14 protein-coding genes and 1 pseudogene are annotated in these 12,019 nt (G+C 61.1%); 5 read left to right on the forward strand and 10 right to left on the reverse strand.

The annotated features are described in order from the left end of the window. A pseudogene (locus EN993_RS22660) lies at positions 1-757 on the reverse strand (heavy metal translocating P-type ATPase); the annotation flags it as partial. A 35-nt stretch (positions 758-792) separates the two neighbouring features. Beyond that, positions 793-1,179 carry a DUF302 domain-containing protein gene (locus EN993_RS22665; protein ID WP_109672501.1) on the reverse strand — a complete coding sequence of 129 codons (387 nt, stop codon included), beginning with the start codon at positions 1,177-1,179 and terminating at the stop codon, positions 793-795. 163 nt (positions 1,180-1,342) lie between these two features. Here EN993_RS22665 and EN993_RS22670 point away from each other — a divergent pair, with 163 nt between their 5' ends. Further along, entirely contained in the window at positions 1,343-4,024 is a 2,682-nt protein-coding gene (locus EN993_RS22670; protein ID WP_127264864.1) for a bifunctional acetate--CoA ligase family protein/GNAT family N-acetyltransferase, read from the forward strand. A 23-nt stretch (positions 4,025-4,047) separates the two neighbouring features. Here the strand turns inward: EN993_RS22670 and EN993_RS22675 are convergent, their stop codons facing one another. Together EN993_RS22675 and EN993_RS22680 are read right to left on the reverse strand one after the other, a co-directional pair. Continuing rightward, on the reverse strand, positions 4,048-5,601 hold the full coding sequence (locus EN993_RS22675) for a bifunctional aminoglycoside phosphotransferase/ATP-binding protein (protein ID WP_127264865.1): 1,554 nt from the start codon (positions 5,599-5,601) through the stop codon (positions 4,048-4,050). Positions 5,602-5,654: 53 nt separating this feature from the next. Beyond that, positions 5,655-6,053 carry a cytochrome c gene (locus EN993_RS22680; protein WP_127264866.1) on the reverse strand — a complete coding sequence of 133 codons (399 nt, stop codon included), beginning with the start codon at positions 6,051-6,053 and terminating at the stop codon, positions 5,655-5,657. Positions 6,054-6,226: 173 nt separating this feature from the next. Here EN993_RS22680 and EN993_RS22685 point away from each other — a divergent pair, with 173 nt between their 5' ends. Beyond that, complete coding sequence (locus tag EN993_RS22685; RefSeq protein WP_126068013.1) at positions 6,227-7,063, forward strand: universal stress protein; 837 nt, start codon at positions 6,227-6,229, stop codon at positions 7,061-7,063. A 70-nt stretch (positions 7,064-7,133) separates the two neighbouring features. On the opposite strand, the gene EN993_RS22690 is transcribed toward EN993_RS22685, so the two are convergent. The 4 genes from EN993_RS22690 to EN993_RS22705 all read right to left on the reverse strand — a co-directional run bounded on the left by EN993_RS22690 (position 7,134) and on the right by EN993_RS22705 (position 9,685). Continuing rightward, complete coding sequence (locus tag EN993_RS22690) at positions 7,134-7,580, reverse strand: pyridoxamine 5'-phosphate oxidase family protein (RefSeq protein ID WP_127264867.1); 447 nt, start codon at positions 7,578-7,580, stop codon at positions 7,134-7,136. An 11-nt stretch (positions 7,581-7,591) separates the two neighbouring features. Next, positions 7,592-8,326, reverse strand: coding sequence for a phosphoribosyltransferase (locus EN993_RS22695; protein ID WP_127264868.1), 735 nt, complete (start codon positions 8,324-8,326; stop codon positions 7,592-7,594). Between the two features lie 3 nt (positions 8,327-8,329). Continuing rightward, positions 8,330-8,764, reverse strand: a complete 435-nt coding sequence (locus EN993_RS22700; RefSeq protein WP_127264869.1) for a DUF2267 domain-containing protein — start codon at positions 8,762-8,764, stop codon at positions 8,330-8,332. Positions 8,765-8,860: 96 nt separating this feature from the next. Continuing rightward, positions 8,861-9,685, reverse strand: a complete 825-nt coding sequence (locus EN993_RS22705) for a universal stress protein (protein ID WP_127264870.1) — start codon at positions 9,683-9,685, stop codon at positions 8,861-8,863. Between the two features lie 217 nt (positions 9,686-9,902). On the opposite strand from EN993_RS22705, the gene EN993_RS22710 reads away from it, so the two are divergent. Both EN993_RS22710 and EN993_RS22715 read left to right on the forward strand, forming a co-directional pair. Next, on the forward strand, positions 9,903-10,289 hold the full coding sequence (locus tag EN993_RS22710) for a phasin family protein (RefSeq protein ID WP_127264871.1): 387 nt from the start codon (positions 9,903-9,905) through the stop codon (positions 10,287-10,289). A 25-nt stretch (positions 10,290-10,314) separates the two neighbouring features. Further along, positions 10,315-10,668 (forward strand): cytochrome c, encoded by a 354-nt coding sequence (locus EN993_RS22715; protein ID WP_127264872.1) that lies wholly within the window; start codon positions 10,315-10,317, stop codon positions 10,666-10,668. A gap of 83 nt (positions 10,669-10,751) precedes the next feature. Here the strand turns inward: EN993_RS22715 and EN993_RS22720 are convergent, their stop codons facing one another. Together EN993_RS22720 and EN993_RS22725 are read right to left on the reverse strand one after the other, a co-directional pair. Further along, positions 10,752-11,138, reverse strand: a complete 387-nt coding sequence (locus EN993_RS22720; RefSeq protein WP_127264873.1) for a translational machinery protein — start codon at positions 11,136-11,138, stop codon at positions 10,752-10,754. 65 nt (positions 11,139-11,203) lie between these two features. Beyond that, on the reverse strand, positions 11,204-11,452 hold the full coding sequence (locus EN993_RS22725; RefSeq protein ID WP_109672471.1) for a lipoyl domain-containing protein: 249 nt from the start codon (positions 11,450-11,452) through the stop codon (positions 11,204-11,206). A 194-nt stretch (positions 11,453-11,646) separates the two neighbouring features. Between EN993_RS22725 and EN993_RS22730 the strand changes: the two genes are divergently transcribed. Beyond that, on the forward strand, positions 11,647-12,019 hold a 373-nt coding region (locus tag EN993_RS22730; protein ID WP_348630428.1), incomplete at its 3' end, for a universal stress protein.

Genomic DNA, 12,019 nt, shown 5'->3' on the forward strand with positions numbered 1-12,019 from the left:
GATCACCGGAGATATACCAGGCGGCACCCGAGACAAGCAAAGTGGCCGGAAGCAGGAACAGGGCGAAGCGGTCGGCCATGCGAATAAAGGGCGCCTTGACGGTCTGTGCCGCCGCGACCATGCGCACGATCGCGGCATAAGTGCTCTGCTCTGCCAGGGCAGAGGTCCGCATGCTGAAGGCCTCGCCCGCGTTGACGGTGCCGCTGCGCAGCGTGTCGCCGGCGCTGCGCGGCACCGGTAATGGCTCGCCGGTCACCGCCGACTCGTCGAGTGAGGCTGAAGCGTCGAGCAGGATACCGTCGACAGGAAGCAGTTCGCCGGCACGCACCATCAGAGCGTCGCCGACAGCGACCTCTTCGATGGGAATGGTTTCTGTTGCATGTGTCGACTTGCGATGTGCGACACGCGGTGACCGGTCGGTGAGTGCCTTGAGGTTCCGCTCGGCGCGGCCGCGGGCAAAATCCTCAAGCACGGTGCCGCCGGCATACATGATCGCGACCACCACCGCGGCCAGCGGTTGGCCAAGCAGCAGCGCGGCGGACATCGACACCAGCGCAATTGCATCGACGCCGAAGCGACCGATCCAGAAATCGCGCAGAATGGAGATGGCGAGAGCCGCCACCACGGGCAAGGTTGCCACCATCCAGATCGTGTCGGCCTCAAGGGAACCGAATCCTGTTCGCCAAACTCCGACGCCAAGGGCCAGGCCCACGATAGCAATGACCAGCAATGCGCGTCGCAGGGCAGACTCGTTCATCCGATGTCCCTCAACCTTGATGGCCCCCTTTGGCGCTAGAGTTCGCGGACCATCTCCTCGAGCAGGCGACGCACATCGTCTGCGACCTGCGCAAGCTCGCGATTGTCGATGGCGCCCATTGAAGCGACCGGATCCACCGCTGCGACCTCTACCTTTCCTGGTCCGACCTCCGTGACGATGACATTGCAGGGCAGCATGGTTCCGATCTTGTCTTCGGCCTGAAGCGCCCGCCATGCGAAATGCGGATTGCACGCGCCCAGGATCACATAGGGTCTGAAATCTGCGCCAAGCTTGGCCTTTATGGTCTGCTGGACATCGATCGAGGTCAGGACGCCAAACCCTTTGCTTGCGAGCTTGTCGGTCACGTGGTCGATTGCCGCTGTGAACGGCATGGCGACGATCTTGCTGAAATAGTAGCCCATCTAACTCTCCAATCATTGGTCGCAAAGCCCGTCGCAACTTCGCGGGCGGCGGCGTCGAACCTCGCGCAAGAGCTAATCGCGATAACCGGGGAACGCTTTGATCCAACGCAACGAACGGGCAAGATGGACCGGCGATTGTCGCTATGAATCGGAGACATAGGGTGTGACGATCCGAAATCTTGAATTTGCGTTCGCCCCGAAGTCGGTTGCCGTCTTCGGCGCGTCGGTGCGCGACGGCTCGGTCGGCCGTGTCGTCTTCGACAATATCGTCAGCGGCGGCTTCGAAGGCGAGATCTGGCCGGTCAATCCGAAATATTCGCAAGTGGCCGGTCGGCAATGTTATGCCAAAGCGGCCGATCTGCCGGGTATTCCAGACCTTGGTGTCATCGTCACGCCGCCTGAGACGGTTCCTCGCATCGTGCGTGAGCTCGGCAACAAGGGCACGCGGGCGGCGGTTGTCATTACCGCGGGACTGACGCGCGAAAGCGGCCTTCGTCAGGCGATGCTCGATGCCGCCAAGCCCAGTCTGTTTCGAATCATCGGGCCGAACACAGTCGGACTGATGATTCCGCCGATACGGCTCAATGCCGGATTTGCCCATATGGCCGCCAAGCCCGGCAACATCGCGCTGCTGTCGCAATCCGGCGCCATTGCCACGTCGCTGATCGACTGGGCTGCGGACAATAATGTCGGCTTCTCGCAGATCGTCTCGCTCGGCGACATGGCGGATGTCGACGTGGGAGATTGTCTCGACATGCTGGCGGGCGACATGCACACGCGCGCCATCGTGATGTATCTGGAAACCATTCCCAATCCGCGCAAGTTCATCTCCGCCGCCCGTGCGGCGGCGCGCGTCAAGCCGGTGATCGCGATCAAGTCCGGCCGGCACGAGCAATCAGCCAAAGCTGCCGCGACCCACACCGGCGCGCTATCGGGCGCCGATCGCGTCGTCGATGCGGCATTGCTGCGCGCTGGCATTCTGCGCGTGAAAGGTCTGACCGAGTTGTTCGATGCGGTTGAAACGACCGCTCGTTTCGTTCCGCTAGAACGAGCCCGCGTCGGCATCGTCACCAATGGCGGCGGCGCCGGCGTGCTTGCCGTCGATCAACTCATCGAAGGCAGCGGGGAACTGGCCGAACTGTCGCCGGAAACGATCGCCCGTCTGGACGCCGTCCTGCCGAGCACCTGGTCCCACGCCAATCCGGTCGACATCATTGGCGACGCCCCGCCAGAGCGCTATCGGGCCGCGATCGAGGCCGTCGCGGCCGATGCCGGGACCGACGTCGTCCTGGTCATGAATTGCCCGACCGGACTTAGCTCGCCGCTTGCAGCAGCGAGCGCAGTGGCGGCGCTCGCGCAGGACGGCAAGATTGACGGCAAACCTATCTTGACCTGCTGGCTTGGCGAACACACGGCGCGCGAAGGGCGACGTGTTCTTCGCGATGCCGGTATTGCCAGCTTCGAGACGCCAGCGGATGCCGCAACAGCGGTCTCCTACCTGAGCGAATGGTCGCGAGCCCAGCGGGCATTGATGCGCACGCCGTCGAGTCGCAGCGAGGACGCTAAAAGCGGCCGAGAAGCCGTGCTTGCCTTATTCAGGCAGGTCGCAAAAGAAGGCCGGCGAATGCTGACCGAGCCCGAAGCCAAGGCGGCGATTTCCGCCTACGGCATTCCGGTGCCCGAGACGATCGTCGCCAGATCTCCTGTCGAAGTGGAAGCGGCTGCCGGCCGGCTCCTCAAGATATCCGAGCAGGTCGTCGTCAAGCTGTTGTCCAAGGCGATCTCGCACAAGTCGGACATTGGTGGGGTCATGCTCGGCATTGCTACCTCTGCCGCCGCCGGGGAGGCCGCACGCTCAATCGAGGCGCGTGTGCGCAAACACGCGTCGCAGGCCGATATCGAAGGCTATGCTGTTCAGCCCATGGTGGTGCGGAAACAGGCGCAGGAATTGATCCTTGGCGTCAGCTGCGATCCGATTTTCGGCCCGGCCATCCTGTTTGGAGCCGGTGGCGTTGCGGTCGAGGTGATGGACGATACCGCGATCGCATTGCCGCCGCTCGACGACGTTCTTTCCGATGACCTGATCAGGCAAACGCGGATCGGCCGTCTGCTCGCCGGGTTCCGCGATCGCAAGCCGGCGGACAGGCAATCGATCATTGCAGCACTCAACGGCCTGTCGCAGATGATCATCGACTTTCCGTGCCTCGTCTCGTTGGACATCAATCCGCTGCTGGCCGATGCCGAGGGCGTGATTGCGCTTGACGCCCGCATCGAGATCGAGCCGGAACGCGTGGAAGAGGCGGGGCCTAACCCGGCGCTTGCCATCAGGCCTTATCCGTCGGGTTGGGAAAAGACGTTTTCGGCGGGCGACACGGACTATAACATTCGCCCGATCAAGCCGGCCGACATCGCGCTCTATCCCGAATTCCTTGCCAGGATTTCGCCTGACGATTTGCGCCTGCGTTTTCTGTCGCCGCGCAAAAGCTTCTCCGACCAGATGTTGAAGCGGCTCACCCAACTCGACTACGATCGCAACATGGCTTTCGTCGCGCTGGAGACGAGGTCCGGTGCGCTGGGCGGTATCAGCCGCCTGTCCTGCGATCCGGACCACACTGTCGCCGAATACGCCTTGCTGGTGCGGACGGATTTGCAGGGTCATGGTCTGGGCTGGGAATTGCTCAGGCAAATCGTCGATTATGCGAAGGCCGATGGGATTGACCGAATCGAAGGGATAATGCTCAGCGAGAACACCGGGATGCTGGCCATGTGCCGCGAGTTCGGTTTCTCCATAAAGCGTCATCCAATTGAACCCGGCCTTGTCGAGGCAACTCTCGAACTCAGTTGAGGCCGATCGCCCTGCCGCACCAGTCAGGAGGCTGTGCGCAGGGCCTTGGAAGTATCGCCCTCGGAAAACCCACTCAATTCCGCGACAGTGTCGGCGAGCTTTCGATCGGCGTTGATCTTTTGCCAGCTAGACTGGGTGGCATTTCGCTGCAATTGCCGCGAGAGGATATCTATCGTGGCGTCTGAAGGACCGCCCTTGCGGTCACTGACTCGCTGCCAAAGGACGAGCGGGTCCGCCTCCAACCAAAATCCGGAGAATCTGATAGCCCGGCTGCGCGCCGCTTTCTCGATCCGCTCACGATCGGCCGGTCTGTCGAAAACGGCATCGGCGACGACGGAGCCGCCCTCGGAAAGGATCAGGCCGGCGCGACATGCCATTTCGTGGTAGACCCGGTCAGAGACCTCCGGCCGGTAGGCCCGGTCTGGCAGCCTGGTCTCTGCAGGCACTCCATGCATGGCTTTGCGGATGCGGTCGCTTTCGACAATGCGGGCGCCGGGCGGCGCACCAACATGGGCGGCCAGCGCCTCTGCAACGGTCGTCTTGCCGGAGCCACTGAGGCCGCCGATGGCAACGAGCCGCGGAGGCGTTTGCTGGAGAAATGTTCGGGCAAGTTCGAAATAAGATCTGGCCTCGGCAATCAACTTGTCGGAATCGGTACTGCCTTCCTCGACTTGCGTTGCGGTGACGTGCGCGCGTACTGCGGCTCGGACCGCCATGAAAAACGGCAGCAGGACAAAGCCATCCTCGTCATCGGCCTCGTCGAGGTAGCGGTTCATCACGAGATTGGCGAGCCCCGGAAAACCACGGTGCCAAAGGTCCATCAGCAGGAAGGCAAGGTCGTAGAGCACGTCGATGCTGGCGATCTGGTCGTTGAATTCGATGCAATCGAAAAGGCGGGGCTCGCCGTCGAAGAGGCAGATGTTGCGCAGGTGCAGATCGCCATGGCAGCGGCGGACCTTGCCCGCTGCCTCCCGACGGTCGAGCACTCCGGCGTGGCGGGCATGGGCGGTGCGGAAGGCCTCGGCAAAGCTCGTGACCTCTGCTTTTGCGAAAACGTGGCTGGTGGCAAAGCCGGCCTCGTTGATGTCGAGCACGCCCGCCATGTTGGACGACCCGCTGCCATTGTGGACCGTCGGCGCCGCTCGGTGGTATCCCACGATCATGCGCGCGACCGTGGTCATCAGCACAGGCGTCAATTCTCCAGCGGTCGCCATTCGATCGAGAAGCTTGGACTGGGCGAAGCGGACCATCTCGATCGCCGCGTCGACCAGTTGCCCCGGGCCGTCAAAAGCCAGTTTGCCGTCGGCTTCCCGCGTGACGCGCCGCACTCCCAGATAGAGGCCGGGTGCGGTTTTCGAGTTGAGTTCCACCTCTTTTTCGCAAGCGGCCAGCCTCAGTGCCGGCGTCGAGAAATCGACATAGGGTAGCTTGACCGCCCGCTTCATCTTGTAGGCGCGTTCGCCAGTCAGAAAAATGCGCGAGATATGGGTATCGATCGCCTCGACCGGTCCGGTCGCGCCATATGAGGCAGAATCAAGCAGGAACGCGGTAACGGATTGCTGGTCGTCAACAATCATGGCCGGCCTCCTCGATGCCTGTGTCATGCGGAGACTGTTTCCGCCATCTGCATTCATTGCTGCAACGTCTCGACATAACCGGCCAGATCATGGATCCGTTCCCTGGTGACGATTTCCCCGGCGTTCGGGCCATACTTCTTCACGTCACCGGGAAGGAATTGCTGGCCCCAGACCGGCATGTCGCGATCGCCATGCCCCGGCACCATGGCGCGGCCGTCGATCACGGCAAACACGCGCCAATAAGGGAATTCGCCGCCATTGCGCCTGGAGAGGCGCGTCAGGTCGCTTGGCCGCTTCAACAGCTCGTCGCCCAACGGTCCATCGCCCTTGCCTTCAGGGCCATGGCAGACGGCGCATGAGTTCATGTATTCGGCCTTGCCGTTGCCGAGTTCCTGGGCGCCGGCCGCGTCGAAGGCCAATCCTGCCAGAGCCGCCGCGATCAGGAATTTCATCTGCGTTTCCCCGATTGATCGACTGAACCTACAGCCTTGGCTTGCGCACACGTTGATGCGGATCAAATGCCGCCGCAGTCACGGTGTTTGATTCAGCGCAATGAACGCACCGGGCGCCCTCGCTAATGACGAGATCACGACTGAGCCTTCACTCGAAATGAGGAGTTGCCGCCGTGACTTTCAGGACACTGCTTACAGTTACCGGACCGAACCAGGGCGAAGGCGATCTGAAGCTCGCCGCTGACCTGTGCGAACAGATCGGTGCCCATCTCTCCGTGCTCGTTCTCGAACTGGCCGCGCCGCCCTCAGGCGGCGAGTATGCTGCTGTCGTCTCGCCAGCTTGGCTGGAGGAACGTCAGGCCGAACTGAAAAGGCTTGAGAAACGAATTTCGGACGTCGCCGGCTTTCTCTCCCAGAGCGCCGTATCGGCTGATCTGAGCGACGACTATCCCGACACGGGATGGGCGGACGACGTCATCGGAAGGCGTGCCCGCTACGCCGATCTGACCATTCTGGGGCCGGATTTGCTGGCAAGCCATACGCTGAAGGATAAGGTCATCCAGGGCGTGCTGTTCTCGTCAGGAAAGCCCATGCTGCTTGTTCCCGAGGGCTCGCGCCCGACGCTGAAGCCGAAACGCATCCTCGTTGCATGGGACGCCCGCCTTGAGTCATCGCGCGCCGTCCGCGAGTCGCTCCATATGCTGAAAGGCGCCGACGATGTGCGCCTTGTCATCGTCGATCCAATAGAAGATGAGTTCCATCATGGCGAGGAGCCAGGTGCAGATGCCGCGGCCTATCTTGCCCGGCATGGTGTGAAGGTTACGGTCGACCGGCTGCCGAGCTCGAACCATTCGGTCGCCGACGTGCTTCGCCAGCATGCCGACGACGTTGCCGCCGAGCTGATGGTCATGGGCGCCTATGGCCATTCCCGGTTTCGCGAGCGCATTTTCGGAGGCATCACGAAGTCGATGCTTGACGATCATTCGCTGCCGATCCTGATGGCACGCTAGCAATCCACGTCATGGCCGGCGCTGATTGCGCCGGCCCATTCCATTTCCCGCAACCAATTGGTCGAGCGACCTACTCGGTCGCTTCTCGTCCGGACACCTGCTCGATGAGGATCCGGAAGAAAACATGCGGTGCACTGTCGGCCGTGGGAGGAACGACCGGCTTGAGTGCACCCGGCTCCCACCAGTCCGCGTGTTTGCTCAACACCGACCAAGCATGATCCCGCTCAAGCTTGTGACCGATACGATCAGGTAGCTCTTCGTATCGGCCATCGACGACGACGCTTCTCCATCCTCGCCCTTGGCTATGTTCATCGACTTGGACGGACACCAGCGGATTGGCTCGCATCCATTCGATCTTCTTGCCCGGCATGGAAAACGCGTAAAGATGAGCATCCGCATGGGCGTAGTGGAAGGGCACGACGTAGGGCTGCCCGTCCTTCGCGCATGCCAGGCGGCCAACACGATTGGCTGTCAGCATTTTGGTGCACTCCAAGGCAGAAAGCGTGCGGATCAGCATGATGTGACCTCCTATTTCTCGCGGTTGTCCCGTGTCTTTGATTTTGTGGTGGCTTTTGAGCCATGGCCAGCGGCGTGTTGCGTACTTCGATGCTGCCCGGCTTTTTGCGACCGAATAGCCTCGTCCATCGCAGCGGCGACATCGCTGTCGGAGAGCTGAGGAAACCGAAGGTAATGGTAACTCAGGGCATGGAACTGTCCTGGCTGACTGAGGCAAATCACACGATCCGCTTCCCGTGCCAGGTCAGCTACTGTCTCCTGCGGTGAAACAGGAAGAGCCACGATGATTTCCCGCGGTGACCGGCGCTTGAGAGCGCGAACCGCGACCTTCATGGTTGTACCGGTCGCTGCACCGTCATCCACTATGATCGCTGTCTTGCCGGTGATCGACAGGGGCCGCCGGTTGCCTCGATAGGCAAGGCACCTGTGTTCAAGTTCAGGGCGTTCTTTGGCGATCAAGACACGAAGCTCGTCGTCGTCGAGCGCGTAAGCCTCGACGATCTCACGGTTCAACACGACGTCCCCAGGCTCGCCATCGACGATTGCGGCAACAGCCAGTTCGGAATTGCCTGGGGCGCCGACCTTACGGACGATGAGTAGATCGAGAGGAGCATTGAGAGCCTTGGCCACTTCCGCAGCGACAGGAACCCCACCTCGCGGCAATGCCAGCACGACAGGCCGGTGCAGTTGAAGCTTGCTCAACTCCATGCCGAGCTTCTCTCCAGCCTCTTGCCGGTCCCGGAACATCGATCAATCCACCGGCCACAATTTTCGAAGCGACTTCTTCATCGAGTTTCTGACCTGCACAATTTCGCCGTGCGAAATATGACGGTCGAGAAGCTTGAACACCGCGTTGATCGCGATATCGAAATCGACGTCGTCATCATAGCCGAAACTGGTTCTGACGCTGAGGACAAAATCACTTTTCTTGCGCTCGCACGCAGGCACCGATGGATTCCAGCCTTCGAAGTAGATGCCACGAACCAAAACAGGCAGTTGCGCCGACAGATCGGCCGTTTCCGCCAGCGACAGCCAGTCTCGCACCGTATGCAAAACTGACCTCAGGAGGCGGCACGCGCTCGGTTCGCTCCAGCAAAGATCCCTGGCAAGCTCGTTGACCCACTGCTGCGCCTGCTGGGCAGCGTGGGTGAAGCCGGCAAAGGAGGTATGGGACATCTGGCTCATGACGTGCTCCTTGAAGTTTCCATCTCGATCGTCAAACGTCGCAGGCGTCTGCGCTTTGCGCCGGATCAATTGGCCTCAACTCAGCGGTGCGCTATCTCAATTTGAGATGAGCCGATGGAACGACCCGCTCTGGAGTACCGAGCGCGTCACACCGCCAAAAGTCGTTTCACGCACACGGCTATGACCATAGCCGCCGAGCACAATGAGATCGGCCGCAATCTCCTGTCCGATCTGGAGCAGGATTTCCGCCGGTTCGGAGCGGCGCGAATCCAAGACTTCCGATCGCGCCTTCACCCCGTGGCGTGTCAGGAAGAGTTCGACATCCGCAACATTCTCCCGAGGTGCAGGGTCCCCATTGTCCACGGTGGCGATCACAACATCCCTGGCATTGATCAGGAAGGGCATGGCGTCGACGACGGCACGTCGCGCTTCCCGCGTGTCAGTCCATGCAATCAGGATGCTTTCAGCCTTGACTGGGGCAGGGGTTTCCGACGCCACAAGTATCGGACGGCCTGCCGCAAGGATCAGGCTTGCGGTGTCCAGGGTGCGGTGGTGGTCGACCACCAGATCGATCATTGGCGAGCCAGTTACAATCAGGTCGGCGGCACGTGCATTGAGCGCAAGCTGCCAGGTCGGATTTCCCATTTCGCCGCGCCACGAGGCGCGATTGCTGCCATTGACAGCGCTTAGGAATTCCTCGTTCAAGCAATTGAGTCGACCTTCTATCTCTTCCACCTGGGACCACATCGCCTTGGTCGCGGCCCTGTCGTCGGCGCCGGTTGGCATGACAAAATGCGGCTCGGCCGCGCAGAAGCCGATCAGATCGGCCTCATGCCGTTGAGCGAGATCCCACGCCATCGAGATGAGCGGCGCGGCGATGGTGTCCACGTCCAGTTGAACCATGATCGTCTTGAAAGCCATCGCTGCAGCCCTTTTGTGGTTGAAGCGAGCTAGCCACGAAGAAGGGGCAAGGGCCTTGATGCGCGTCAAACACGGCAACGAGACCAGATGGCGCTCGATTGCCCGTGCATTCCGGCAAAGGTCATGCGCCTGTTGATCCTGATCAACGACCTGACGGCGAATGGCGGTAGCGTTGTCTGGCGGGCACTTTGTTTGCCGCCTCACAATGGAGTAACCGATGATGCAGACCCATCCAGAGCCGTCGCAATTCGGCATGCAACCCTTGCCGATAGCGGAAAATGGCCAGAAGCTCATTCTCGCTGCCGCGTCGCTTCAAGCCCACACCTTCAAGGCGATGATGCGCTATCAGATCGAAACGCTCGCGTTTCTGAAACATCGTTACGAGCAGGATGTTAAGCTTGCCGAGAATCTCATCGACGGTTCCGAGTTCAACGACGCCTTCGACATCTTCTCCACCTTCCTGCAGAATGCGGCATCGGAATACGCCACGGAAGCCGGCAAGGTTGCGGCACTGACTTCCAAGCTCGCTTCGGAAACGGCCAGGCGCGTGCGCAGGGAAGCCAAAACCGCTATCGAGGATGTGGCGGCGAAGACAGTCGCGTAGATCGGAAATGCGGAGGCCTGCAACCATGAACGCCTGTATGAGCAGTGATGGTCACGGGCGTCGTCTATGGGTTCCCGCGCTGACTGTGGTGTTGCTTGGTTCCGTACTGCCAGCCCTGGCCGATGGCGTAACGGAACATGGAAAGGCGTTGGTGGAAGTCAATTGCGCGCGCTGCCACGCCATTGGAGAAACCGACAAGAGCAGCCATCCCGACGCGCCCGCCTTTCGCACCCTGTCGAAGCGCTATCCGATTACGGATCTCGAGGAAGCACTCGCCGAAGGCATTTCGACCGGCCATCCGGACATGCCTGAGTGGGTTGCCAGCCCCGACCAGATCGAGGCAATCATCGCCTATATCAGCAGCGTGCAGCAACCGTGATCGAGGCCACGGAGACGGCAGGCGCCCGAGCCTGACGGCTCCGCGAGCCGATCGCGGCCCCAGCAGAGCAGCCCCAGACCGAGCTAGGGCAACATTCGGTCGGCGGCACGGAAGAACGTTCGTGCATGCGCCACGATCTGGGCCTCCGTTGGATGATCCGCCGGTTCGACGCCGACAATGCGATCGTTCAAGTGGGGATGGTGGTCGCGGATATGCTTGGCCAGTTCATCCTTTGCCGATCCCGGCCCCACGATCAACCATTCCCTCGCAGGCTGCAGGGCGTCGACGACGTCGTGGTAGAAGGACTGGTTTTCCGGTGCATGCTTGCCGTCGACGGTGCCTGCCTTGTTGTGGGTTTGATGATGCGCAAGCGTGGTGGCAAGCCTCAGGCTCTCCGCTGTGTCACGATTGAAGAAAAACACCTTGGCTTCGCGATGGTCCAGCCAGGCGACGGCATGTTGGGTCTGCATGTCTATGGATCCTTGAGTTTTGGTTGGAGGATGCGCGCAATCGACGCGGTGAGGCGCCGCTTGCCTCACACGGACTGAGACTCCAGCGTTGCCAGGATCGAGCCGGGTTCGATGACGGCATTCGCTGTGGCGACGATCGTCGCGCGGCCAGCTGCCGGCGCGACAATCTCGTGCAGCGCGTCCTCAATTCGGACTTCGGCTATTCGCTCACCGGCCTCGATATCGTCACCGCTGTCAATGAACCAACGCTCCAGAATGCCCTCGGGCAACATGCTTGACGCCCATAGCGCTTCGTCGACCTTGATATACTGCATCGCAATTCTCCTTATGCGGTCGAATGATATTCCCGTCGCCACGGCGGTCCTTGATCACGATCAATGAGCAAACAGGATGCGAGCCCTCTCGAAGGCGGCCCGCAATCGGCGCGTGTTTGACCGGCATCAAGGCGTCGAGTGCCAGCGGGTGCACTTCATCATGCATTCGACCGCATCATCGAAAGGCGCCTGCAATGTCCTACAAGTCGATTATCGTGAACCTCGCGGTAGATGCACCTCCGGCGGCCATGGTGAGATTGGGGATCGAGCTCGCGGAACGATTTGGAGCCCGTCTCATCGGTCTGGCGGCTGCAGATGTCCCGCCCTTGGTCGCGACTGGCGACGGCATGGTCTACGAAGGCGAGATCATGCAGATCCAGCGCACGGAAATCGAAAAGCGGCTTGCCGAACTGCGTGCCGAGTTCGAGAGGCTGGTTCCTGCTTCGATCTTCAGCGAATGGGGGCAAGCCGTTTGCAGCCCAACCCGCTTCCTGAGCGTTTCGGCCCGAGCGGCCGACCTCATCGTTACCGGTGAGGCAGGAGACAATGTGTTTCGCGCCGTCGATA

Source organism: Mesorhizobium sp. M7D.F.Ca.US.004.01.2.1, assembly GCF_003997785.1.
GTDB classification, from domain to species: Bacteria; Pseudomonadota; Alphaproteobacteria; order Rhizobiales; family Rhizobiaceae; genus Mesorhizobium; species Mesorhizobium loti.